The following is a 24,957-nucleotide window of genomic DNA, read 5'->3' as shown; positions in this document are numbered from 1 at the left end:
TAACGTGGCTTTTTTTATGAACGAAACGATATTGAAACTCGCTTTTACGCGTTAGAACATATAATCAATGCCCAAATAAACTTGTTCAGCATCATTTACCGACAGAGATGACACATTGTCCCCTGACGAAGTAAAGTTATGCATCAAATACCTAAAACCCACCTCTGATGTAAACTGATCACTCAGCTCAAAGACAACACCAGTTTGTCCGCCAAAAACATAGCTACTACGAGTATCAAAATAGCTTTGTTCACTATCTGTGTATTGGGTCTCTTGACTACTTAACCCTGCAGAAGCTCCAACAAATAAACTAACCAGTCCGGCATTATCAAAGGGAAATAACCAATCATAGGAAACTAAAACCCCTTGATGATGACTTAAATCATCAGAACTAAATGAGTAAGTGCCGTATAGCCGACTCGCTTGGTCAAAGGCGACACCGTTTCGTAACTGGTAGTTAATCCCACCTAATTGGATGTCATTTACATTAGACGGCAAGGCTGAAAATGTTGACAACTCTGCATAATGATAACCGACAACCCCACCAATAATCTTATCAGCACCATAAGAAAACTGCGGGAATAAAGACAATATAGCCAGACTTTTAATGAGCTGTTTTGCCGCCATACGCCCTCCCATTTCAGTGATACCTTAATTAATCATCACTTATTATTGGTAATGGGAACGTAAGCTAGATCAAACTTTGTAAGCTTGTTTTTAAAATAGAGAAACTAGATAACCAAACTGTGATCAGGTTAAAAAACAAACAAAGAAATATCGACAACAAACTCATTCAGCGCACAGTTTGAGCCAACAAAAAAGCCGCTAATTAGCGGCTTTTTATTTCAACGTAATGAAACGAACAATTAATTAGCGATTTTTAAATCCGCTTTATCAGAGATAAGATTTAAATCAAAATCAAACTCGTCAACACGGATCGCACGTTCACGTTTTAAGTTGTAATCTTGAAGCAACTTATGCTCGTCTGCACTAATGACTTTGGCATCTAATGCATTATCAAGGGTAATTGAAAAACGAACACCCGCTTTAAATACACGTTGTTTAAGTGCTTTTTTGACTTTAGCAAGCAATGGTAAACAGGTCATTTTAGCAAGGTAAGCTTGCTCATTAATATAATTACCATCACCAGCTACTGGTTTAACAAGATGTGTCAGCTGCTTTTTGAAAGCAGTATCTAGTTGCGCTTGTTCAGCTAATTCGCGTACTAAATCATCGTTCACTTTGACCATTTTGCCTGAGTAAGTCATGGTAATTAAACGCATAAACTGGCGTGTTGGCTTCGATGGGAAATTCTCAAGGAAAGACAATAATGCTTCTTCCGCTTTGCATAATGCCCAACGCGTTGCGTATTCAAAATAAGGCTTTGCTTCGTTACGCTCATCAGTTGTCACTTTTTGCTCGTAAAAACGAATTGATGCCATTGCAGCGTATAAATAACTCATCACATCGCCTAAGCGTGCTGACAGCATTTCAGCTTGTTTCAGCTTACCGCCTAATACAAGTAACGAGAAATCGGCATATACAGCGAGTTTAGATGCCAGCTTATGCACCGACTTTTCGTAACCAACAACCTCAGGAAGCGTTGATTGAGCTGGCGCAGTAAATGGTAATAAACCTAATTTAAATGCACGTAGGCTGTTTCCAACACTGTAACCAATGGTTTGTCTGAAGATACGATTAAAGGTTTTATCCGCATCGCTTGCATCACTGTGAATAGACTCAACCATGCTTTGTAAATGAGGATGACAACGCATCACACCTTGACCAAAAATCATCAAATTACGGGTTAGGATGTTAGCGCCTTCGACCGTAATCGCAATTGGTTGTGCAACATAACCAGATGCTAGCGTATTTTGAGGACCACGTTGAATCGCTTTACCCGCTTGAATGTCCATCGCTGAATCTAAAATATCACGGCCTAACTCAGTCATATGGTATTTCGCAATCGCGGTGACTACTGATGGCTTTAATCCAAGGCCTAAGCCTTCCGTTGTCAGCACTCGCATCGCTTCTTGCAAGTATGTTTTACCAGCAATATCAGCAAGCTTTTCTTGAATACCTTCAAACTTACCGATTGATAAACCGAATTGTTCACGTACCGCAGCATATTCAGCAGACGATTTAAATGAACATTGGCTCACTGATACACCTAATGCAGGCAACGAAATACCACGGCCCGCACCTAAACAGCTCACAAGCATCTGCCAACCACGACCAATATTGTCTTGGCCGCCAATAATAAAGTCCATTGGAATGAATACATTTTCACCACGTGTCGTACCGTTATAAAAACGACAACCCATTGGATCGTGACGATTACCTAATTGCACACCTGGATGTGCCTTTGGGATCAACGCACAAGTAATACCAAGTTGCTCTTTACCGCCTAATAGACCTTGAGGATCTTCAACTTTAAATGCTAAGCCTAATACTGTCGCAATAGGTGCTAGGGTAATATAACGTTTGTCCCAAGTTACCGATAAGCCAAGTACTTCTTTACCTTCGTACTCGCCCATAGTGACAGTACCTATATCTGGTATACCACCGGCATCAGAACCTGCTTCTGGACTTGTTAATGCAAAACAAGGGATTTCTTGCCCGTTAGCTAAACGAGGTAACCAAAAGTCACGTTGGCTATCTAAACCGTAATGCATTAACAACTCACCTGGGCCTAGGGAGTTAGGTACCATTACTGTTACTGCAACAGCCGAGCTTTTCGCCGCTATTGTCGCAACAATGGTTGAGTTAGCATATGGACTAAACTCGAGTCCGCCATATGATTTTGGAATAATCAGAGAGAAGAATTTATTTTCTTTTAGGAAAGTGAGTACGTCTTCAGGCAAATGCTTCCCGTTTTGAATATCGAAATCATCGACCATTTCAATTAAAGTTTGCACAGGGCCATCTAAGAAAGCTTGCTCTTCCGCCGACAGGGTCGCATTAGGAATGTCACGCAATGCAGCAAAATCAGGAATACCTTGATAGATAGAGCCTTCAAGCCACACGTCACCAGCATCTAACGCTTCTTGTTCAGTCGTTGAAATACTCGGCAGTACTTTTTTAAATGTTGTTCTTATGCTCATAGTTCATACTCATCAGACCAGAATAATAGTGTGCATTACGTCACAAAAAACAAATTAGATCAAATATTCTAATTCAAAAATAAAGCCTTTATTTACAGTAACAAAGCAGCTAACAAAAATAATTACCAACTTTTCATAGACTTACACATGTACGCTGAAATGAAAAAAAATTAAAAAATTTATACGCTCGTTTGAATTTTTGCATTTTTTAAGCAAAAACGATGCTATTTAGGCTGAGACATTTCAAAATAGCGAGTCAAAAATAGGAAGAGATTATTGACTCAATGACGCGATTAAATTTGAACAATACGCAATAAGCCCTGTCGATGAGATTAACGCAAACCTTACATACATCGCCGAAAATGATTGGAAAAATAACCAACAGCAGCTTACAGTGATAACGTGCCAAAGTATGGGGACTAAGGAGACAACCAATGTGCGGTAGAATTGAGGTGTTACTAAGTGGAATGCAGTCAACCTTAGACAATCTATTCGAGCAGCCGCTGACGATTCAAGATAACCTTGATTTACGTCCCACCGATCCCATTACGACGCTTAGTCACCGACAAGGTAAAATCATTTCTAGCCAGCAGCGATGGGGAATACAGCCTGACTGGTCGAAAAAACTGATTATCAATGCTCAGGCTGAAACCGTTTCACAAAAGCCAACGTTTTCTAGCGCATTTGCTCAGCATCGCTGCATTATTCCTTGTAGTGGTTGGTTTGAATGGCGACAAGAACCGACAACAGACATATTGAGTCTTGACCAAGAACTGGTAAACGGCGCTGATACTCGCCCTATTTCAAGTCAGCAACAAAAGCACAAATACCGCTTTTCTCATGCGGGAAATAAGCCATTATTCATGGCTGGCGTGATGTATCCCGATCGGCAACAAGTCGTGACGTTAACGATTAAACCCAATACTAAGTGTGCTCAGTATCACCACAGAATGCCCTTATTTATCGCCTCAACTCAGATAAATCATTGGCTAACTCAGCCAGCCGACAATCTGTCTGAACTCATCAATCCATTGCCTGAACATTGGATTAAAATCACTGATTCAACACAAATTTGAAGTCCAACCATTACTCAAAACACATTTAAAAAATGTAGAATTTTATTAAGCAGATCACAACCTTGAGAAATAAGTATGCTAGAAAATGCAAAATACTGGCTTTGCAGGCCATTTTAAGTTTCAATTAAGTTAAATCAATAAGATGGTAGCTGAGTAAAGTACTTGGAATTTAAGAAAGCGCTTAAGATTCTAGACAGAAATCAGCCTTTTTTCATTTTATTAGATTGCTTTAAACAATAAATTAAAATGTGCTAACCAATTTTCAGTGTTCTTAGTTTTGAAGTAACGGATTTATTTTCATTAAGATAGTTGTACATTGATTATGCGCGATTTGTTAAGGCCGAATTTGGCACTTAGCACGGGCGATAAAGCCCCTTAACTGATGATGGAGTTACTATGAAATATTTAGCTATGATCGCTACACTAGTTTTCGCTAGTTCTGCTTTTGCTGTTGATTGTGTAGATTGTCACGAGAAAATCAACGTTGAAGAGCATGCTGAGATGGAAGCAAACATCGAAACTTGTAATGATTGTCACAGCTTTGCTGACGCTCATGAGTTAGATGCAGACTTGCACACTCCTGACCTAACAATCACTGAATGTGCTGATTGTCACGAGCTTTAATCTCGTATAAACCTTGATTTACAGCAACTGTCTTTTACCAGATTTGACGTTGCTCGTTCACTAAATCAAGTGTTATCTCTGTAAGAGAATAAAAACCAGTTGATTGCTCAGCTGGTTTTTTTATATCCCAATTTAAGCTGGCCTTAACCAGCACATCAAGCTCCCCCCCCTTTCTAGGCCATCGATGCCTTAATTTCATTAAAGGTCACTTGCGCTTCCCGATAATCGAGCGCAATAGGGTAATTTCGCCCTTTATATTCGAGCACTAATGATGGAAAGCCTCTTATTGGCAGTTGATGCACTGCGGTGAGCTCTGCCATCAATCTTTGATTGACTTCATCTGACATGATTGCTTTACTAAAAGCAGCACTTTCAATGCCAATACTGTCTGCTGCCTCCACTAAAGTATCAATATCTGATGGATTTTTTGCTTCTAAATAATAGGCAGTTTGAATTGCCAGTATCATTTGCTGCTCAAGGCCATGGTCTCTGGCAACGATACAGGCGCGACATGCAGGATAGGTTGAACGTCTAGGGCGACACACTTGCCAAAAATCGTGATTGAACTCAGTGCCTAATTGCGCTGCAATTTTATGCCAAGTTTGGCTCAAAAAGCCCTGCATCTCATCAGGCATGGGTACGTCAGAATCTGCTGCTAATCCCCCTAGACAATACTCAATTTCGATATCGTTATCATGCTCTGCGATTAACTGTTTGAGTGCTATCCAAGCGGGTCGATACCCCCAGCACCAACTACACATAGGGTCGTACACATATTTAAGTTTTGTGGTATCAGAAGTCATAAAATACGCTTAATTATCAGTTTATAAGGGATAGTTCTCGAGCTTAAAATATCCTTGCTCTATCTACAACATAACGGACAAGGTTAAAGTGTAACGCCATTTGTAGCCGCTCATAGGCAAATCACGCTATAATCCCGTCATTCATCTCCAACCCGTCAAAATGAGTATTTATCATGGCCAGAACAGCGGCTGCTTTGCACATTCTCGTTAAACATAAGCAACAAGCAGAAGATTTAATCAAACAACTCGAGAAAGGCGCCAAGTTTGATGTGCTCGCCAAGAAACACTCTTCGTGTCCATCGGGTAAAAATGGCGGTAACTTAGGTGAGTTCAAAAAAGGTCAAATGGTACCTCAGTTTGATAAAGTGTGCTTTACAGGTGAACTCATCACACCTCACCTTGTTAAAACCAAATTTGGTTGGCATGTCATAAAAGTGCTGTACAGAACCTAAGTTAAAGTTCGGCTGGCTACTTATTGATAGTTGCAATGCCTAATGCTGCAAGCAGTGACCTCAAATACAAGCATAAGAAGTGACAGTCATTATGGTACTTGCCCACCTTCCCTATATCGCCCTTTGCCAACCTGAGTGCATTTATGAGTAAAGTTTTTATTATTGGTTTGCCACGTACTGGCACCACCAGCGTCAGTGTTGCATTATTAGATTACGGGTTTAAAGTCGCCCATATTGGGCTCACTAAACGTGCCTTTGAAGTTGCTGATGTGGTATCCGATGTACCTTGCTTTTGTGATTATCCCCAATTAGACAAGCTGTTTCCTGATGCCAAATTTGTTTATATCGATAGGCCGCTTGATAAGTGGGTATCCTCAATTCAAATGTTACTCACTAAAATGAAACCTAACTTGCTAGAAAAAACTGGCACGTTTCATCCAATATTAAAACGTAGCTTTAAACAAACTTTTGGGGATATTAACGCTGACAACTTACTCGATGAAGCGCGGCTTAAAGCATGCTATCTAAGGCATCAGCAAGGTGTATTCAATTATTTTGCGCAGCGTGATGATTTACTCACAATTACACTAAGCGAACCAGACAGCCTAACGCAACTACTGCGTTTTATTGGAGTAAGCGAAAATCGTATTAATGCCAGCCTTAACCACAGTTTTCCTGTGTTAAATGTCGGCACGCATGTGGCTAGTTGGGGCGAGCATAAGCACCCTAATAAGGTTAATACTAATTTGGCAGGTCCAGAACATAGAAAGTTCTTTGATTATAAAAAGCTAGGCTTGAGTCATTAATCGCTAAATAACAATTTTGTCATTATGTAACTATCGCAAGATTTGCTATAACTTAACCAGAGCTTTTATACATTAATACAAGGTACAAGCTGCGTTAGCTCCCCTTGCCTAAATGAGAATACTATGACCTCTAAGCCACTTTTCACTACACTCGTTATCACACTATTTTTATCACTGGTCAGCCCTATGTCTTTTGCTGCCAGCATATTGAAATTGCCTAGCAGTGCCGAAGTCAAAGTATTGAATGGCCAGACGTTTGATGGCGGCCGTGAAGTCACTTTAGTAGAAGGCACTAACCAAATCGTGTTTCGCTACGTCATCAATTACCGCGATAGTGGCATGCAAACCCAGTTTAACTCAGACCCTGTCATTTTAACCTTTGATGCCAATAACGCTGAATATGAATTATCGCTACCTAGCATTCGCAATAAAAATGCAGCGAATAAATTCAATAAAACCCCATCAGTCACTCTGAGCAGTAATCAAAGTAATTCAGTGGCATATCAAGCCGACATTTTACGTAAGGATGGATTACAGCTAGGTCGAGATTATCAAGAAGAATTACTCACCTACAATCAAACGCAACAGCTTGCCTCGGTTGCTGCATTTGCACCAACGAACACAGTACCGACTAACACAGTATCAACTAATACAGTATCAACGAACACAGTACCGACTAACGTAGCGTCAGCCAGTACAGTTGCGCCTGCTCAACCACAGGTGATTACCCCAAAATCAATTGCTGAAGACCAAGCTGAAATCAGTGAAATGCTGGATTACTGGTACAACAAAGCCAATGCAGAAACCAAAGCGAAGTTTAAAGCCAAAATAAGTCAGTAACGCAACCCGCCTTCTTCGAAACCGTTAGCTTTACCCAAAAGTGAGGCTAACTGATTCTTTCTACTTTGCTTTTTTACACACTATATTCAAAAATCACTTTTAACAATTCGATAACCTTGGTTATGATAGACAGGTTCACTTTACTGGGTAAGAAATCATGTCTTTTAGCCTTAACCGGGTTTTACAATCTAAGTTCACCAAATATTCACTAGCCATAGTGTTATTGCTAGTCGGTATTATCATTCTGGCTATTTATAGCACCCTGCGTTTAAGCATGCCCTCGTTATCAGCCACGGTAGTGAGTGACGACATTTCAGCTCCACTAACCATTGAACGAGACACATTAGGCACCGCAATCATTACCGCCAGTAACCGCAAAGATGCAGCCTATGCTTTGGGGTATGCACATAGCCAAGATCGATTTTTTCAAATGGACTTATTGCGCCGAAATGCCGCTGGCGAATTGGCTGAAATATTTGGCAAAGCCGCACTTAAATTGGATAAAAACAAACGTTTTCATCAATTAAGAATGCGAGCACAAAACATTTTTGAGCAACTACCACAGCAAGATAAAGCCATGCTTAGTGCATATACCCAAGGGGTAAATCATGCATTAGCAGAACAAACTGTGCGCTCATTTGAGTACTTGCTGACACAGTCTAGCCCACGAGAATGGCATGAAACTGACAGCTTGTTAGTGATTTATAGTATGTACTTAGATTTACAAGGTAATACAATTAAACGTGATATGGCGTTAACCCAATTGCAGCAAGCCTTTGGCAACGAAATGGTCGATTTTTTAATCCAGCCAAGTCATCACCAAGCCGCCTTAGATGAAAGCCAAATACCGCTGTATCAAGGAGATATTCCCGCTCTCGAGGACGATATTTTACTGAGTGCGATAACTCAGGCGATTGAAGAACCAGTAGAAGTAGGCAGTAACAATTGGGCAGTAACGGGGCAATTAACCGATTCCGGCCGCGCAATGTTGTCCGATGACATGCATTTATCCTTTGCGGTACCCATTATTTGGTATCGTGCACAACTCAATTACCAAACAAGTGCAGCTCAAGATTCAGCAAAATCTAATCCACCTGTTTCAGATAAATCATCACACCAAATCACAGGAGTAAGCCTTCCGGGCGCACCTGCGATAGTCGTTGGTTCTAATGGCAAACTCGCTTGGGGCTTTACCAACAGTTACATCGACACGGCTGACTGGATTGAAATTAGCCCTGATACAGCAATCGATATTGAATATGAGCCTATCGAACTGCCTAACGATCAAGTGAACTATACGATTCAAGTTAGTGAATTTGGTCCAGTAAAAACAGTAGCCGGTGTTAATTATGCACTATCTTGGGTGGGGCATGCTGATTACGCGGTTAACATGGCGTTATTGTCATTAGAAACCGCAGAGACTGTTGAGCAAGCCAGCGCACTTGCAACAGAAATTGGGATCCCAGCACAAAATATGTTGCTGGCAGATAATCAAGGTAATGCAGGCTGGACAATCGCAGGGGCAGTTCCCGCTCGTGACAACCCTTCGAATACAGCCCAGTCACCAAGCAATTTTCAATCTTCAAAATGGCAACTGCAACAAGCCGTTATGCCTGAGGTGATAAATCCTGATAACCAACGTATATGGACAGCAAACTCTCGCGTTTTATCTAGCGAAGAGCAATTACGCTTTGGAGATGGCGGTTATGCGCTTGGCGCTCGCGGCGTACAGATACGTGATCGCTTATTAGCAAGTTCCAACTTTAGCGAAGCCGATTTTTATCAGTTACAGCTCGATAATGAAGCACTTTTTTTAGCACCTTGGCAGCAATATTTACTGCAAATATTGAGTGAATACCCTGTTGAATATGCCGAAGACATAAAACTGATTGCCAATTGGGGCCACTGCGCTTGTGCTGATTCAGTGGGCTACACATTAGTCAGACACTTTAGAACGGCGCTAATAGATCAAACATTTGCCCCTATCGAAACAGAGCTCAAAGAAAGAGAAAGCGGCTTGTCAGTGATAAAACGATACCTTGAAACCCCAATGTGGCAAATCATCGAGCAGCAACCAGCCAGTTGGCTACCTAAAGCTCAACCTCATTGGCAGGCCTTTGCACTAAGCGTATATAACGATGCCAAACAGGCTTTATTCGCCAAGTATAGTAAGCATCAAAAGCTATCAGATCTACGCTGGGGAAAGGTCAACCAACTACTAATCCAACACCCTTTTTCAAAACAGATCCCTCAACTCAGTCGTTGGTTAGATATGCCAAGTGTTGATGGTTTTGGTGATAGCTTTATGCCTGCAGTTCAAGGTAAATCGTTTGGTGCTTCACAGCGCTTTATTGTGCAGCCAGGTGCTGAGCAAGATGCAATTATGACCATACCTGGGGGGCAATCGGGTCATCCTTTGTCACCTTACTACCGAAGTGGTTATCAGCAATATGTGACACATCAAAATACACCATTATTACCTACTGAGATTGAGCACACCTTGATGATTGAGCCATTAAAAGATAATCATGGTTCATTAACTGAAACCGATATAACTGAGGCTCAATCAGATACCCAAAATAGTGAAGCCGTTAAGTCAACGGCAGATTAAACCGTTAAATGACGCTGGCTGTTAAAAAAGTACGCATATCTGATTGCCACATAACTCACCGCTAGCGTAGCAATGGTTAGCTCAATCGTTGCCAGTAACTGTACTTGCTGAATATATTGACTGGCCATGCCAATGCTTTGCATCCATTCAATCATCTTAAATAACGCTGTCGCACCAATCACCATCGGGAAGGTAAAAGCCGCATAACCTGGGCTAAATGGGAGCTGCAGTAATTTGAAAAAAGCTAAGTAAATAATCGCTGTCATCAACACGCCAATACCAAATAGTAAAGCAACAATAAGTGGTGATGGTGACGCTGTTACCGTTAAATATCCCGCTAACGACAAACTGGCAGGCGCGGCCAAAATGGCAATTGTTGGTTTCGCGGCATCTGGGACTTCATGGGTGAACATTAAGCGATAAATCATCATCGGCAGCATTACTGCATAAGCCAACATACCAAATATTAATGCCGAATTTGCCAATAAACTAAGCGCCCCTGTACCTGAAAACGATACGTCAGCAACGATAATTCCAACGGGTGGCACAAACCAACTTGGTACCATGTGGTGGAGCTCAAAATCCTTTGCGCGATGATAGATAAAGGTGACTAAAAAGACGACATGTAACCCAAGACCCACAAGCCATAAACTATCACCTAAAATCAGTGAGTAATGCCCCAACGCATTTGATACGACCATCAAGGCCATCGCAAAAGTTGGCACAACGCTGCCGACCACAGGATGAGCTAAATCAGCTTTAAGGGTGTCAGAATGAATTAAATATTTTACGGTCAACACCAGCAGCAACACACTGGCTAGCAAGGCACCAAGTAACTGACCATATCCTTGAATGTCTGCAAAATTTTCCCAGCACCAACCTAAACTCGCAATGCCAAGTGCAAGACCAGCCATAGGTGTTGGTGCTGCAAGCAATTTAACTTTGGCGGTTTGTAACATAATCACCTCAATGTCGTTGAGCTACTTGCTCAAAAACCATTGGAGCAAACGAGCTGTCTTTTTCAATTAAGTTGATCTTACGCTTGCTAAACGTTTATTTATATCTAACATTTTAAAACCTAGGTTAAGATTTACTTAACAATTAGGGTAACCGTTTATAATAAGGTTTATAAACCACTAAGGCTCACGTTATGTCAGCACATATCTCGTTTAAACAGCTCAATGTTTTCAATGCGATTACTCAGCACAAAACGCTCACCGCTGCTGCTGAAACATTATTTGTCTCAAAAGCGGCTGTCAGTTTGTCGTTAGCTGAACTAGAAAAACAACTCGGCCACCCATTATTTGACCGAGTAAATAATCGCTTAATCTTGAATCAAGAAGGCAAAAAATTACTCCCCTTGGCCGATGAGTTAATTAACCGCCTACAACACATCAATCATGTGTTTGACCAAGACCAAGGCTTATCAGGCGTTTTACGGGTCGGAAGTAGTGATACCATAGGTAATCATTTATCGCCGAGTATATTAAGCGAATTTAAGCAAATAACCCCCCAGCAAACCCAAAGTTTATTTGTCTCAAACTCTGCACATATTTGCCAAAAACTCATTGAATATGAACTCGATATTGGTCTTATCGAAGGTAAGCCACATCACCCTGATATCATTGCGGTGCCTTTTAGTGGCGATGCCATGTGTATTATTTGTGCTCCATCGCACCCATTAGCAGCAAAAGAACATGTTGCATTATCAGAACTTGAAAACAGTGAGTGGGTACTCAGAGAGCAAGGCTCAGGCTCTAGGGACAGTTTTATTCAAAACTTAGCCCCACACATTAAACAATGGCATCAAAGTATTGAACTTAATACCACAGAGGCACTGATCAATTCCGTGGCTGCAGGACTTGGGTTTGGCTGCTTATCGAATATCGCAGCCCAGCATGCATTAAAAAGCCAACGCGTCAGCAAGGTGAATGTCCCGATTGAAATGCCAAGAGAGTTTTGGGTATTACTTCACAAAGACAAATATCAGAGCCCGCCACTCAAACGTTTTATTGAATATTGCGTCAATTGGGGCAAGTAACAACAAAAATAGAGTCATTGATATAAGGCTTTCCCCTCTATGAAATAGGCTGAAAAGTATGGTTTTAGGCGAATGGTGATAGCGGTAGAAAGTCAAGAATAGAACTGCTATTTTCAGTAAGTTATCGAAAAATAATATCCACTAAGGCAGCCCCAAACAGCAGTGTCATTGCTAAGCCATCGTTAAAATGATTCTCTATCAATGATTGCTTAGGTTTATTTATTAATACAAAAATGGTGCGGTATAAGGTACTTGGAATCACAATAAATAAACCGAATATAATCGGTAGCATTCCCACCATAGCCACAAATAATGCATTATCACTCGAAGATAATTGGGTATATAACATCATCCAAATTAATGATACTAAGAATATTATTGCCCCAATTGAAATAGAAAAAGTGCCATCGTTAAACTCCCTTTAACTGACTACTATGCTTAATTTGTCGCTGTATGAGCTACATCCATGTTTTAATACACGCTACAAACTCATTTAAAATGAAAACGCCTTAGTGTAAAAACCGTTAATCTTATGCAAGATGAAATAGGTATGACGTTATTTATTGCCCATAAGCTATTTCACCTTGTTAGATTAAAGACTAGTGCTCAAGTGCTTTATTAAAAGCTTTTATAAAAACATCATAATCTTCATATTGCGGCATATGACCTAACCCTTCAAGCTCAAACAATACTGAACCTTTAACTAGGCTGTTAGCCTGTTTACCCAGCGTTTTATAATCACCCAACGTCTTTGTTACCCCATCTTTAAGCCAACCTCTACCAGGGCCTGTGGTATCTCTAGTACCAATAATCAAAAATGTTTGACTGGTCACTTGTGAAAGCCTATCCACAATATTTTCTGAAAAAATCGGCCCGTAAGTTAATGCGTTATTCCAAGCAACCGCTTCCCAATCTGCCCCAGCTAGCATTCCTTTTAAAGGCACTAAAAGTTGTTCGTATTCACTAGACCACTTACCATCATAATAATTTTTTTTCTGGTAGTTTCTAGCCTTGTCTAACGTCTTTGCGAGTTCTCTTTTATAAAAAAAGTTTACGTCTTTAAATTGCGCATACTGACCATAATCCTCTAAACCAATTGGGTTTATCAAGATAAGCTTTTTCACCAATGTAGGGTAATTAACGGCAAACGTTGTCGCCAACATCCCTCCCATGGAATGGCCTACAAGCGTTATTTCTTCAACCCCTAAATGATCCAATATTAACTTCGTATTTAAGGCAAGCTGACCAAAACTATACTGATAAAACGCTGGTTTAGTTGATTTACCAAATCCAATTTGGTCTGGTATCACGACTCTATAGCCCTTCTCTAATAGATCTTTAGCTACTTTTTCCCAGTAATAACCAGAAAAGTTTTTGCCATGTAATAACACAGCAACTTTCTTTGCACTCTTATTACCTGTATCCATATAGCGCATTTGTAAATCTTGATTCTGAGAGTTGAAATCAAAAGTATTGACTTGAAATGGATACTCGAACCCATCAAGCTCTTTGTTATATGTAACTTGAGTGGCGGCATATGCCTGTAAAGACACAGAAAAAGCAAACAGCATAGTAAGAAGGTACTTCATCATTTTAAACGCTTCCTTTATATGGTTTATAAGTAGGGGAATGCTATTTTTACATCATTTTCATACAATTTCAGAAAAAATGAGCTGTACAAGGTTAACTAACAACACGGCTAAAAAAAGGTGAATTTTCACCTATCAGCAACTTATCAATGTTGCTCACTTTAATGCCTAGTCTCGCCTTTTAGCAATGCAAATCAGCGTAAAAATTTAGCGAACGAGAACAAGACTCTGCCTCACGAGACTGCTTTATGGCAACTTATCACCTCATAATTTCGCACTGGTATAACAGTATTAAACAGACAAAGGTGTGAATTAGCTCAGTCTCAGAAGGATTAGGGGTTGGCAGCTTATTTACTATTACGGTTAAATTCACATTAGAAAGCCAAAGTGTCAGTAAGATAAACGTCCCGATTGAAATACCAAGAAAGTGTTAGGTATTGATCCACAAATATAAATACCCCCTTTGCTGAAGACATTTACGAGATTTTTGTGGATTGGAAAAGAATGATTATTAGCTAATAATCTGATTTAAATTAAATCAACAATAAAGTTAAGAGATTGAATTAACGAAATAAATCATGATAAAAGGCCAAGCTAAAAGGCAAAAAATAGAGTTTTACTCTAAAGGGAAAAGAACCGATAAGTATTATTATCAAACCCATATTTTAGTTAAAGGCTTATCTCAAATAGAAGTTATAGCTGAAAAAGCTTAAATCCAACTCCCCAGTTCAACGCAAATTAAAAGCCTCAACACTTTGTCGGCTGGTGCTTTAATTGGGGGAATACTAACAAGTTTCCATTTATCTAAACCAATAAAATCTAAAAGCCCGGATATGATAATATTTGAGCATTAACAAACTCCTCCTTTCTTAATCACCATCTCTAACTCCATAAGGAATAGGTTATCCCAAAGCATATTATTATCTTCGATGGCGTGTGCAATCTTTGCAATGGTGCGGTTAGCTTTATCATTCAACGTGACCATAAAGATGTGTTTTTGTTCACCCCGATGCAAAGCCAAACAGCACAATCGCTAATCGCCAAACATCAGTTGGAGGGAGTCAGTAATGATTCATTTATTCTAATCAAAGGTGATAAGTTTTTTTTACGCAGTGATGCAGCGTTAGAGATAACAAAAGATATATCTGGATTTTGGTATTTATGTAGGGGGTTTAGCGTGTTACCCAAGAGAATTCGGGATTACGCCTATCGTTTAGTTGCCAAAAATCGATACTGTCTATTTGGTAAAAAACAGGCGTGTATGGTACCAACAGCTGCGTTACAGCATAAGTTTTTAGACCAATAGTTTACCGGCTATTACTGACTCTCTGTTGCTTTTACCGTTAACCGTTCTTGGTTTGATAATCGAATTTGAATACCATCGACTGTGGTGATGCGCTGGGCTTCAATGTCTTTTTTGCGAACTTGATAGCTAGCAGACATGGCTTCAACTGGAGAGGAAATCGTGACTTCAACGATAGTGTTATCGTCATACCAGGTCCAGCCCCAATATCCAGCAGAGGCCAACATGGATACCGCAATCATGGCGTAAATAACAACACGGCTGAAAAAAGGTGAATTTTCACCTGCCAGCAACTTATCATTGTTGCTCACTTTAGTGCCTCGACCACTGCGAATATAGGCAAAAGCCCCCGCTATAACTAATAACGTGACTAGTATTTTTGTCAGCACATCATCTTCCAATCAACATAACCTAGCTTTGATTATACTGTGTTTTGATTAATTTAACGTTATCTAGCACACAGCAATCAGTAATAAGCAAAAGCAGTGACCTCAAGCAAGGTTGACTCAATTAACGCTAAAGCATAAATCAAGACCTTGATAACGCCATTTCAATAAGCTGTTGTATTTGTTCAGGCTGATCTAGGCTTGCGTCATGGCCGCAGTGATCTACACGCAACAATTCAGTGTGATAAAATTTGGCTAATGCTTCACTACATTTAGGGTTAGCTAACTTATCTTGATTCGCCACAATAATACTCACTTTACAGTGACCAAACCAAGAACACTGGTAACGAGCAGCTGCATATATCTGCCTTGCGCCATTAAGTATACGGGTATGTAATTGACTACGCATGTTTCCCCAATCTTTAATGACTTTTTCATCATGGGCTTTAGTGACTGTGGTGTAGTTAAGCACGCAGGATTCTACAAAACTTAACTCTTTTGCTTTATGGCGATGCCAAATAGCATTCACTAATGGCATTAACTGAAAGCGCTGAAACCAAGGAGATAAGTTAGCTGCACTTGAATTAATCAATACAGCATGACGTACTTGTTTGTGACGTTGTCTTGCCATTTCTAATGCGATCATGCCCCCCATCGACACGCCAACGACCACTAACTCTCGACTATATTCTGGGTTCTTAGCTAAGCCTTTATCTATTTGGTGCCAGATATCATCGCAATAATCTCGGATATTTAACGGACTATTTCTATCAGCAAGTTCCCCATTGCCAGTGGCATCAGGTGTCAGCAAATTAATGCCCGCTTGACGTAATTGCGTATCAAAGCCATACCAATGACGACTATCTCGCATTAACCCTCGCAGTAAAACCCACGTTGCCATCGACTACCTCAGTGTGAAATTTAACCTACCGACAAACTATAGTGACACTAATATATCGCTTAACGTTTTTTAGACCAATGCCTTTGTGCATCAGTTTGTAAACCTAAATATTGCTCGGCGCTGATTCCTTCGAGGGTCTGGGAAAAAGCCGCTTCAATCAAAAATTGCATCAATACAACATGACGGCGCAATATCCTGTGGTGACGGTGGGGTTTCTGCGGATTAAAATAACCAGAAAAGTTAAAAATTTGCTTTGGGTTTTTCTTCACCCACGCCCAAGAACCCATTTCTAACGTCAATGGAATGAACGGTCTGTCACTTGGGTTGGCCTTGGCTAGATAATCCCAAATGTCACCGTGGGTTTGATAATAGTGACTTTGCGGTGCAATTTTATAATGCCCATGATGCGGATAACCACGGTCGAACAATTGCTTTAAATGGTAGATATAGCCCATACCTTCAAAGGGCTTGCGAGTATGAGCATAAGGGAACCAAATATGATCTGCTAAGCCAAAACCAGAGTGCGCATCTAGCGCGATGACACTGGTACTGGTGCTCTGTAACTCGCGCACATAATCGACTAATACTTGAGTTTCTGCCTCCATGCCATTTTGACCACGATACCAAGGCAACTTGCTACTGATGCGGTGTCCGCCGACTAGGAAGGTAACTTTTTCTTCAGCATCGATGGGAGCATTACGCATCAAGTCAACATGATTACCATTACTGCGTGAGCCTTGTAAAAAGCCCACAGGGTTAGCCACTGGTACAAAAGCTAACCGCACTTGCTTTAACAAGATTTGTAAGTGCTTATCCCACGCTAATCGATTCAATAAACTGTCTAAAAATGACAATACGACTTGGGCGCCAATGCGCTCTACCCCATGAATACCACCAACAAACAACACTGTCGGGCAAGGTGACTCTTGATGTCCAAGCTCAATTGCGGTAATTGAAAGCGGCTTTCCTCGATAATGGGTATCAAATAATGATTGGTGACGAAATAGCCCTTGGTGTTTAGCAATCAGCCGCTGCAAAGTGTCTATTTCAAAAGAATGCTCAAACGAAAACGTTCCCATGTTCTATGCCTAATTAACTTACTTTTGTCACCTTGGCATAAGGTTATTGAGGCAGTAATACAACTTGATGACAAACACTGGTAATGCGTTGAATGTTTTATCGTTAAATGACTCATATCAGCGAGCAAAGTTACATTTCCCCCATACTCAGCTATAGTTGATTGCCATAACAAATTAAATTCACTAAATATTTTTATTTAGTTTTTGCAACAGAATTTTCCAAAAGGACTCAACATGAAGATGGATTTTGAAAAAATTCAAATGCTGTATAGCCTTGAAAAAAGCTTATTAAAAACTGAGCTTAAACATCAACGCAAAGCCGCTTTTTTACTGGCCATTGCCATGTCTTTTTTTGCCTTAACCGTATTAGCACTAAATGTCGCTATTTATCTAAGCATTGCTGACCTAGGCATATATGCACAAAAAGCATGGTGGTTAGTGGCCTTGAACGGCACATTTACACTTATTCCTGGATTATTGCTTCTTTCCCATTCAAATCATCAACCTGATGCCGCTGCTATGGAAATTAGGGATGCACTTGCTGACAGCCTCAAAACAGAACTCACGAACACTGCTGAAGATGTCACCATTACGGTCGAGCGAATGCAGCGCATTGGCAAAGATATTAAAGCCTTTAGTGAAGGAGGAATCGCCGCATTAGTTCCTATTGTTAAGCTGGCTTCTGAAGTGGTCGCAAGTAAAAAAGCCGATGCGCCAAAGTAACACCTTTAGCGCATACGACTAACGACAATATGCACATGCGCTTAGTAAGCGGCAATATCATGATAGCTCTAAGGGCTCATGAGTTTGCCGTTTACTGATGATGCTGGCGCGAATATGATCATAAGCATAATTGTAAACATAGGCATAGACTGTGATGAACAAGGTCACACTGATATCTAGCCAAAAAGCCTCTATCAGGCTAATTTCTAAAATATAGGCCATCACAGGAATGGTCAGTATTAATAAGCCACTTTCAAACAAGGCAATTTGTATTATTCGCTGTTTTACGGTTCTCTTTTCACGAGCTCCAGTAAAGAAACGGTCAAATCCAAGATTAAATACAAAATTCCAGCCCATGGCGATAGTCGCAATAGCTATCATGGTTCCTGAAAGGGAAGCCAATTCATGTTCAGTAAACAACATCAATCCAATCACGGAACCAATAATGGCCAAAAACTCAAACAACACCGCATGAAACACACGCTCTAACGTAGACATATTAACCTCTGCTGATGCTATAGATTCAACTCTATAGCTGAAAACAAGCGAGATTATGGCAAGCTTAATCCATCAACAAAAGTTAACAGCCATCACGAATAGTGATACCTTAACAGGATTGAGATAAAGATTGAGAGCGGACAATGTATAGTTTCGAGCAACTAAGAATATTTATTACAGTATGTGAAACAGGGTCATTTTCAGCTGCTGCAAGAAAACTCAACCGAGCTCAATCAGGCATTAGCCAAGCGATCGCCAATTTAGAAATTAGTATCAATCAAACCTTATTTGACCGAAGTGGAAATATTCCAGAGCTGACATCTGAAGGTGAAGCCCTTTTACCTGTAGTAAAGGCATTGATGCTGCAACAACTCCATTTAGAGCAAAAAATTGCCTCGCTTGAGCAGCAACATGAACATGAGCTAGTCATCGCCATTGAAGAAAGTCTAATTAGCCCTGCACTGCTGGGGCAACTGGCATTGCTTGCTGATGAGTTTCCTATCACCAATATTGAAATCATTGCTGAATCGACACTAGATATCGGCAAACTCATTGAAGAAGGTAGCGCTCATATCGGCATTGTTTACGCGGATGGGAAAATCCACCATCAAGCTGACTTTACTACGGTGGGTTATACACGTTTTATCACGGTGGCGGCGCCTGAGCATCCGTTATCAAACATGCACGGCATTAAAGATATAGACCTTCGCCATCATCGTCAGGTAGTCCTTCGTGCTACTCAAGGGCAAGAGCTTTGGTTTAGCAATGGTATTAGCTCGCAACATTGGTATGCCAGCAATCACAACATCATTAATGAATTAACTCAGCAAGGCATTGGTTGGTCGATATTGCCTGAGGAGATGGTGCAAAGCGCCATTGAACAAGGAAGGCTTATCAAACTCGATATTGATTACGAACCCAACGGCTGGATAAACACTGTCGATTGCTTGTCTAGTCGCCGCCATCCATTAGGCCCAGTTTATGAACGTGCTATGGTGCTGATTAAGGACTATATGAACCAGCAAATCTTACACAATAACTTCCAAATTAACCACTAACTAAATAAACAATACAAGGAGAATCGTATTAGGCACATCGATTATCCGCTACCGGCTTTTTAAGTAACTTACGCTGCAATGTACGGCGATGCATCCCCAATACTCTGGCAGTTTCTGACACATTACCATTATTATTCGCCAGCACTTGCTGAATATGCTCCCACTCTAATCGCTTCGGACTTAATGGTTGATCTGTAAATTCAGCTTGAACCTCTGGTTCGACTTCTGCTGCAAGCGCATTTAGCAAGGTTTGCGTATCTACGGGTTTAGCTAAGTAATTATCCGCCCCTAACCTTATTGCCTCAACCGCTGTGGCAATACTGGCATATCCAGTAAGAAGTACCATTTTGACCTTTGGCAAGTACTGACGTAACGGTTTAATCAGGGTTAAGCCATTGTGATCAGCAATTTTCATATCAAGTAAAATATGGCTCGGCATAAACTGCCTCGCCATGAGTAACCCATTACTTGCATCATGACATTGAACGCATTCAAATCCCTGTTTAGTTAATCGCCTTGCCAAAGTTGATGATAATGCTTGGTCATCTTCAATAATCAGTAATTTGTTCATACTGCACACCACCTTATAAATTATTATTGGTCACAGGCAAGGTCACTGATGCAATCGTTCCGCCCTCTTGATGCTGACACAAACTAAACTGACCGCCCAAACGCTCAAAACTGGCATGGCTCAATAACACCCCTATTCCCATTCCTTTTGGATCGCTTACGACATTCTGTCCTAGTTCAGCCAACTGCTGTGCCCCCATTCCTTTGCCAAAGTCGCGAATATTAACGCACACCTCTTGTGGAGAAGAGCTCACAACAGTCAGCATCACTTTAGCAAGATTGATATTTTCAACACTCGCACGAGCTGCGTTGTCGATTAAGGCTAAAAAAGCAGGCAGTACACTGGCATCAGTATTGATTGTGGCTGAATGGAGCAATTCACTTTGCTCAATCACCAATTGCGTTTCTGGCATCAGTAATTGCACTCTATCGCGTAAATCTTCAACAAAATGATGAATAGGTGTGGCAACACGTTTTTGCTCTCTTATCGATTCTGTTGCATGACGCAAATCAGCCAATGTCGCCTCACATCGAAGTAAGGCTTGTTGCATATCAGGTTCGATATCAGTTGCGACACCTTCTTCAGCTAATTCATCAACAAGTAAGCGTAACGTAGCCAGAGGCGTAGCCACTTGATGTGCTATTTGGGCAGAGGCAGTACCGAGTGCAAGCAACTTTTCTTGTCTAAGCTGCGCCTCTCGCAAGTAGCTGAGCTGGGCATTTTTTTGCCTGACTCGCTTAGCGATAAAACCGACAGTAATTGTGAGCACCAAGGCTGAAATAACAAAATTAAACCACATTCCAAGGTAATGTGAACTCATGTCCATACCATGATGACGGATACGGTTTTCAGGCATAGTAAACATCATCAAGGTATATAACCCAGTAGAGAGGAACGTCAGTACCCACGGGGCCCAGCGAGAAAGAGTGACAGCACCTATAGCAATGGGTAATAGCAATAATGATACAAACGCATTCGTGGCACCACCTGTATAAAACAGCCAGATAGCCCAGAACAATGTATCTAACAGTAAGGTACTAAATAAAATGGAAGGTGTATTAATACATTGGAATCGATATCGGAAGCAGGCAACGACATAAATGAACTCGGCTAAAAGTACATAGCTCAACTCTTTGGGCGGCCAAGTTAAATCGAATAACTCTGTGCCGAAAAAAATCAGCCCTAATTTCAATAACCAATTAATGAGTCTAAGTAGTGCGAGTTGCTCTTTGTTCCTTTCAAAGCCACTTGTTTTTTCAAACATGAATACTTCGATACCTTTGAATAGCATAGATAAGTACCAAAGATTTAATCACGAACCCAAAAATAAAAACGCTACTCAGTCGACTTTTATGCCTCATCAATTTAAAAAATCGTTACCTAACACCACAAAAACAACAAATATGTAATTTACATAACATACAGAGGCAAGAGAAATAATTAAACTGACCGAAATCAAAGAATGTTTTTTAATCAATTTTTATAATAAAAACCAATACTAAGCGTTAAAAACCAATTATCAGAATCGATTTTTATCAATTCTTTCTCAAGGTAATTTTTACGCAGTCGATAAAAGCTTAATGTTTCTTTACCTCGAAACAAACTTGCAAATATTGCATGCTAAACACCGCTCTTCACGTTTTTACAATTAGCTCCCCTGCTAAAGCCCACTCACAAGTAAAAACAAGATAAATAACTAATTTTATTAGGCTTTTAGTCGCTTAACATGTCACAAACAATTGTACTCACAATGCTTAAACTATATAATAACGCAATTAACTTTGCGCAACATGTCACTTACATGGCAATGCAATCCATCAAGAATATGAAATTTGTTTATGACTAAATTATCTAAGTTTACCTTTACCATCGTCAGCTTTATTTGCATGCTGTACGTATTATTGGTGCTAAGTTTTAATCATGGATTGCAAGGTATTCATAGTAATATTTTCCATCATAAAATTACTCAAATCACATTGAGTGAAGCCAGTAACCTACCCACTCATTGGCAAAAATTATTATTTATTGATAACAATTTGGTTCAATCAGGCCAGTATTACTACGCCGTATTATCTAAAAAATCAGATGTACTAGAAGTCGTCAAAATTAAAGATGTACTGAGTGAGATGATGATGTTCAGCAATATTCCATTATTGCTATTGGCTTTTTTAGCTTATTTGATTCCCTTTTATATAAAATCACGTTCCGATCGTAAAAACAGTGCATCATTGAGTTTTATTAACAACGAAACCAATAAATTACTCAAAAGTTATAATATCGCTCCGCCTGAAAATGACGGACAAAATACCCTCTCGCATATCAGTGTGGCTCTTAATGAATTAAACAAGCACGTTAAACAGCAAACCACTCAGAATTTATTAGGAATATACCAAGATAAATTAACAGGGCTAATAGACCGTCACGCCTATCTAGAACACCTTGAGAAGCAATTAGCACTGGCAGAAAAAAAGCAGAAGAAACAAGCCCTACTATTTATCGATCTTGATGGTTTTAAACAGGTTAATGACTCTTTTGGTCACAGCTTTGGTGATGAAATCTTAATTCAGGTCGCTCAGCGTTTAGCCACGGTTGTTCGCAATCAAGGCTTAAGTCAAATTAGCGAAACCGTAAAACTCGAGCTCAATTTATCACGACTTGGCGGTGATGAGTTTTCCATTTTTATCGAAGACTTTGAAGATGAAAATCGTGCCATTGATGTTGCCCAAAATGTACTACATGAGATTGAACGTGACTTTGTACTCGGTAATAAGGTGATTAAAATTGGCGCCAGTATTGGTATTGCCACATACCCTGATAGTGCTTCTAGCCCTAACACCCTATTACAAATGGCTGATGTTGCCATGTACCGTGCTAAAACGGATGGCCGAGGTATTTTTAGAGTTTACTCGCCAGAAATGGGTAATAAAATTAGACGTTACCATTACTTGATTGAAGAGCTGCGCCTTGCTATTGCCAGTCAAAGTTTTACTTTGTCGTTCCAACCGATTGTGAATGTGGATGATTTCAGCATTGATTACTTCGAGTCACTAGCTCGTTGGAATCATCCTGTTGAAGGCCCGATCTCACCTGCCGAATTCATTCCTATCGCTGAAGACTCTAACCTCATTATTGAGTTAGGTAATTGGATCTTGTTTGAAGCCTGCCGCCAAATGTCCGCGTGGCATAATGCAGGCATGAATAAAGTCAAAATGTCTGTCAACATTTCTGGGATTCAATTAAAACATTTACCCGTTTACGAGTGGGTGACGGACACGTTAGCGAAAACAGGCTTACCTCCAACCGCTCTTCTATTGGAAATCACTGAGTCTTGCTTGATCCATGCTTCAGAAAAAATCATTGATGATTTAGAGCGCCTTCGCCAACAAGGCGTGCAGATAGCCATTGATGACTTCGGTACCGGCTTTAGCTCATTATCTGCGTTAGGTAATCTCCCCGTAGATATTATTAAGATTGATAAACTATTTATCGATCAAGCGACTATCAACCCAAAATATGAAAAAATTCTTAATTCCATTAGTGACTTAGGCAAGCAATTAGATTTAAAAATAGTTGCAGAAGGTGTCGAGGTCGCATCGCAATTTGAACTAGTTAAAAATCTAGGTATTCATTGCGTGCAAGGATTTTTAATTAGCCGACCTGAATCCTCTTACAATGTCGGCTCCAAGGTGATTCGCAATAATTTAAATCATATTGCGCTCACAGGAACTGGAGTTTGTACTCCTAAATCACCTACAGAAGCGGCCTAAGCCAATTTATTTAGTAATGCCTGCACAACAACCTAAACTCACTTTATCGTCCCACAGCCTTACTTGAGGCTGTGGTAACTTGCTTTAACACTTCACTAGCGCTTTAAAACATCCTCTCTACTGATTTTTTTACTGACCAAGTCTGCTAGATTAATCACTAGCACAACAACGATGCACCATAAATCCATCTTCAAGGAGGAGAGGAACCATGAGTCTTACAGCCAGCCCCGCTAAAAAAAGAAAAGGCATTTATAAATTTGTGGTCCATGAAGATGTGGTATTCCACGCAACCACAATTAAGCAAGCATTCAGCCAAGAAGATACGTTTTTAGAGATCAATACCGCTGGCGATATCACTGTAAAGGGAAGCCGTGAAAAGGGTTATGCTTGGGATGGTTGCACACCAAAAGTGAATTGCTTTGATTTATGCTTACTGGGTGTACCAGATGGTCGAAAACTGGTTAATACAGGTAAACCTATCACCTATTACGCTTCGATGGTTCATGACGTTTTGTGCCAGTACCGGCATGAGATTCCGATTACTCGAAAACAAGCTGATGACGTGTTTTTGTATTATTTGGGAGACTTTCAGCTTAGATACCTTTATTACGGATTCGTCAGATTATTTAGCATATTTTCTGATATGAGCGAACGTCTCAAAGCGTTCATCAGCAATAAAACGTAAAATGACTTCTAGTGCGAACAAATACAAAAAAGGACTGCAA

The 24,957-nt window shown here is 40.3% G+C and carries 26 protein-coding genes; 13 read left to right on the top strand and 13 right to left on the bottom strand.

What is annotated here, in order from left to right; genetic code table 11:
• Nucleotides 1-51: 51 nt before the first annotated feature.
• Both SJ2017_RS04970 and SJ2017_RS04965 read right to left on the bottom strand, forming a co-directional pair.
• Nucleotides 52-627: a hypothetical protein gene (locus SJ2017_RS04970; protein ID WP_080915070.1), complete on the bottom strand. Its 576-nt coding sequence runs from the start codon at nt 625-627 to the stop codon at nt 52-54.
• Between the two features lie 239 nt (nt 628-866).
• Nucleotides 867-3,104 (bottom strand): acyl-CoA dehydrogenase, encoded by a 2,238-nt coding sequence (locus SJ2017_RS04965; RefSeq protein WP_055025794.1) that lies wholly within the window; start codon nt 3,102-3,104, stop codon nt 867-869.
• 434 nt (nt 3,105-3,538) lie between these two features.
• Here SJ2017_RS04965 and SJ2017_RS04960 point away from each other — a divergent pair, with 434 nt between their 5' ends.
• Both SJ2017_RS04960 and SJ2017_RS04955 read left to right on the top strand, forming a co-directional pair.
• The gene (locus SJ2017_RS04960; protein WP_080915069.1) at nt 3,539-4,180 is read left to right on the top strand and encodes an SOS response-associated peptidase; all 642 of its coding nucleotides are present in this window, start codon (nt 3,539-3,541) and stop codon (nt 4,178-4,180) included.
• 396 nt (nt 4,181-4,576) lie between these two features.
• Nucleotides 4,577-4,804: a cytochrome c3 family protein gene (locus SJ2017_RS04955; protein WP_055025796.1), complete on the top strand. Its 228-nt coding sequence runs from the start codon at nt 4,577-4,579 to the stop codon at nt 4,802-4,804.
• Nucleotides 4,805-4,977: 173 nt separating this feature from the next.
• Here SJ2017_RS04955 and SJ2017_RS04950 read toward each other — a convergent pair whose 3' ends face one another.
• On the bottom strand, nt 4,978-5,607 hold the full coding sequence (locus tag SJ2017_RS04950) for a DsbA family protein (protein WP_080915068.1): 630 nt from the start codon (nt 5,605-5,607) through the stop codon (nt 4,978-4,980).
• A 173-nt stretch (nt 5,608-5,780) separates the two neighbouring features.
• On the opposite strand from SJ2017_RS04950, the gene ppiC reads away from it, so the two are divergent.
• The 4 genes from ppiC to SJ2017_RS04930 all read left to right on the top strand — a co-directional run bounded on the left by ppiC (nt 5,781) and on the right by SJ2017_RS04930 (nt 10,316).
• Nucleotides 5,781-6,059: a peptidylprolyl isomerase PpiC gene (gene ppiC, locus SJ2017_RS04945; protein WP_065109995.1), complete on the top strand. Its 279-nt coding sequence runs from the start codon at nt 5,781-5,783 to the stop codon at nt 6,057-6,059.
• Nucleotides 6,060-6,202: 143 nt separating this feature from the next.
• The gene (locus SJ2017_RS04940; RefSeq protein WP_080915067.1) at nt 6,203-6,865 is read left to right on the top strand and encodes a sulfotransferase family protein; all 663 of its coding nucleotides are present in this window, start codon (nt 6,203-6,205) and stop codon (nt 6,863-6,865) included.
• A 123-nt stretch (nt 6,866-6,988) separates the two neighbouring features.
• On the top strand, nt 6,989-7,705 hold the full coding sequence (locus SJ2017_RS04935; protein WP_080915066.1) for a YccT family protein: 717 nt from the start codon (nt 6,989-6,991) through the stop codon (nt 7,703-7,705).
• 157 nt (nt 7,706-7,862) lie between these two features.
• Nucleotides 7,863-10,316: a penicillin acylase family protein gene (locus SJ2017_RS04930; RefSeq protein ID WP_080915065.1), complete on the top strand. Its 2,454-nt coding sequence runs from the start codon at nt 7,863-7,865 to the stop codon at nt 10,314-10,316.
• On the opposite strand, the gene SJ2017_RS04925 is transcribed toward SJ2017_RS04930, so the two are convergent.
• On the bottom strand, nt 10,313-11,275 hold the full coding sequence (locus SJ2017_RS04925; protein WP_080915064.1) for a TDT family transporter: 963 nt from the start codon (nt 11,273-11,275) through the stop codon (nt 10,313-10,315). The genes SJ2017_RS04930 and SJ2017_RS04925 overlap by 4 nt on opposite strands.
• A gap of 191 nt (nt 11,276-11,466) precedes the next feature.
• Between SJ2017_RS04925 and SJ2017_RS04920 the strand changes: the two genes are divergently transcribed.
• Nucleotides 11,467-12,357 (top strand): LysR substrate-binding domain-containing protein, encoded by an 891-nt coding sequence (locus tag SJ2017_RS04920; protein WP_080915063.1) that lies wholly within the window; start codon nt 11,467-11,469, stop codon nt 12,355-12,357.
• Between the two features lie 121 nt (nt 12,358-12,478).
• Here SJ2017_RS04920 and SJ2017_RS04915 read toward each other — a convergent pair whose 3' ends face one another.
• Both SJ2017_RS04915 and SJ2017_RS04910 read right to left on the bottom strand, forming a co-directional pair.
• Nucleotides 12,479-12,709 carry a hypothetical protein gene (locus tag SJ2017_RS04915; RefSeq protein ID WP_156003158.1) on the bottom strand — a complete coding sequence of 77 codons (231 nt, stop codon included), beginning with the start codon at nt 12,707-12,709 and terminating at the stop codon, nt 12,479-12,481.
• Between the two features lie 247 nt (nt 12,710-12,956).
• The gene (locus SJ2017_RS04910) at nt 12,957-13,949 is read right to left on the bottom strand and encodes an alpha/beta fold hydrolase (RefSeq protein ID WP_080915061.1); all 993 of its coding nucleotides are present in this window, start codon (nt 13,947-13,949) and stop codon (nt 12,957-12,959) included.
• A gap of 575 nt (nt 13,950-14,524) precedes the next feature.
• On the opposite strand from SJ2017_RS04910, the gene SJ2017_RS21850 reads away from it, so the two are divergent.
• Nucleotides 14,525-14,659, top strand: coding sequence for a hypothetical protein (locus tag SJ2017_RS21850; RefSeq protein WP_276328890.1), 135 nt, complete (start codon nt 14,525-14,527; stop codon nt 14,657-14,659).
• A gap of 137 nt (nt 14,660-14,796) precedes the next feature.
• Here the strand turns inward: SJ2017_RS21850 and SJ2017_RS21845 are convergent, their stop codons facing one another.
• On the bottom strand, nt 14,797-14,931 hold the full coding sequence (locus tag SJ2017_RS21845) for a hypothetical protein (RefSeq protein WP_276328898.1): 135 nt from the start codon (nt 14,929-14,931) through the stop codon (nt 14,797-14,799).
• Here SJ2017_RS21845 and SJ2017_RS04905 point away from each other — a divergent pair.
• Nucleotides 14,881-15,252, top strand: coding sequence for a thiol-disulfide oxidoreductase DCC family protein (locus tag SJ2017_RS04905; protein ID WP_244899773.1), 372 nt, complete (start codon nt 14,881-14,883; stop codon nt 15,250-15,252). The two genes, SJ2017_RS21845 and SJ2017_RS04905, sit on opposite strands and share 51 nt — an antisense overlap.
• An 11-nt stretch (nt 15,253-15,263) precedes the next feature.
• Here the strand turns inward: SJ2017_RS04905 and SJ2017_RS04900 are convergent, their stop codons facing one another.
• The 3 genes from SJ2017_RS04900 to SJ2017_RS04890 all read right to left on the bottom strand — a co-directional run bounded on the left by SJ2017_RS04900 (nt 15,264) and on the right by SJ2017_RS04890 (nt 17,615).
• Entirely contained in the window at nt 15,264-15,638 is a 375-nt protein-coding gene (locus SJ2017_RS04900; RefSeq protein ID WP_055024855.1) for a hypothetical protein, read from the bottom strand.
• 139 nt (nt 15,639-15,777) lie between these two features.
• Complete coding sequence (locus SJ2017_RS04895) at nt 15,778-16,536, bottom strand: alpha/beta fold hydrolase (protein ID WP_080915059.1); 759 nt, start codon at nt 16,534-16,536, stop codon at nt 15,778-15,780.
• Between the two features lie 59 nt (nt 16,537-16,595).
• On the bottom strand, nt 16,596-17,615 hold the full coding sequence (locus SJ2017_RS04890; protein WP_080915058.1) for a M14 family zinc carboxypeptidase: 1,020 nt from the start codon (nt 17,613-17,615) through the stop codon (nt 16,596-16,598).
• Between the two features lie 234 nt (nt 17,616-17,849).
• On the opposite strand from SJ2017_RS04890, the gene SJ2017_RS04885 reads away from it, so the two are divergent.
• Nucleotides 17,850-18,338: a hypothetical protein gene (locus SJ2017_RS04885; protein ID WP_080915057.1), complete on the top strand. Its 489-nt coding sequence runs from the start codon at nt 17,850-17,852 to the stop codon at nt 18,336-18,338.
• Nucleotides 18,339-18,395: 57 nt separating this feature from the next.
• Here SJ2017_RS04885 and SJ2017_RS04880 read toward each other — a convergent pair whose 3' ends face one another.
• Nucleotides 18,396-18,836 (bottom strand): PACE efflux transporter, encoded by a 441-nt coding sequence (locus SJ2017_RS04880; protein ID WP_080915056.1) that lies wholly within the window; start codon nt 18,834-18,836, stop codon nt 18,396-18,398.
• Between the two features lie 143 nt (nt 18,837-18,979).
• Here SJ2017_RS04880 and SJ2017_RS04875 point away from each other — a divergent pair, with 143 nt between their 5' ends.
• On the top strand, nt 18,980-19,894 hold the full coding sequence (locus SJ2017_RS04875) for a LysR family transcriptional regulator (RefSeq protein ID WP_080915055.1): 915 nt from the start codon (nt 18,980-18,982) through the stop codon (nt 19,892-19,894).
• 28 nt (nt 19,895-19,922) lie between these two features.
• Here SJ2017_RS04875 and SJ2017_RS04870 read toward each other — a convergent pair whose 3' ends face one another.
• Both SJ2017_RS04870 and SJ2017_RS04865 read right to left on the bottom strand, forming a co-directional pair.
• Nucleotides 19,923-20,465 (bottom strand): response regulator transcription factor, encoded by a 543-nt coding sequence (locus SJ2017_RS04870; protein WP_055024762.1) that lies wholly within the window; start codon nt 20,463-20,465, stop codon nt 19,923-19,925.
• Between the two features lie 13 nt (nt 20,466-20,478).
• Nucleotides 20,479-21,729, bottom strand: coding sequence for a sensor histidine kinase (locus tag SJ2017_RS04865; protein WP_080917400.1), 1,251 nt, complete (start codon nt 21,727-21,729; stop codon nt 20,479-20,481).
• 574 nt (nt 21,730-22,303) lie between these two features.
• On the opposite strand from SJ2017_RS04865, the gene SJ2017_RS04860 reads away from it, so the two are divergent.
• Both SJ2017_RS04860 and SJ2017_RS04855 read left to right on the top strand, forming a co-directional pair.
• On the top strand, nt 22,304-24,232 hold the full coding sequence (locus tag SJ2017_RS04860; RefSeq protein ID WP_080915054.1) for a putative bifunctional diguanylate cyclase/phosphodiesterase: 1,929 nt from the start codon (nt 22,304-22,306) through the stop codon (nt 24,230-24,232).
• A gap of 208 nt (nt 24,233-24,440) precedes the next feature.
• The gene (locus SJ2017_RS04855; protein ID WP_080915053.1) at nt 24,441-24,917 is read left to right on the top strand and encodes a hypothetical protein; all 477 of its coding nucleotides are present in this window, start codon (nt 24,441-24,443) and stop codon (nt 24,915-24,917) included.
• Nucleotides 24,918-24,957: the final 40 nt, after the last annotated feature.

Source organism: Shewanella japonica (genome assembly GCF_002075795.1).
In the GTDB taxonomy this organism is placed as follows: Bacteria; Pseudomonadota; Gammaproteobacteria; order Enterobacterales; family Shewanellaceae; genus Shewanella; species Shewanella japonica.
This window is presented reverse-complemented; position numbering and strand designations above follow the sequence as displayed.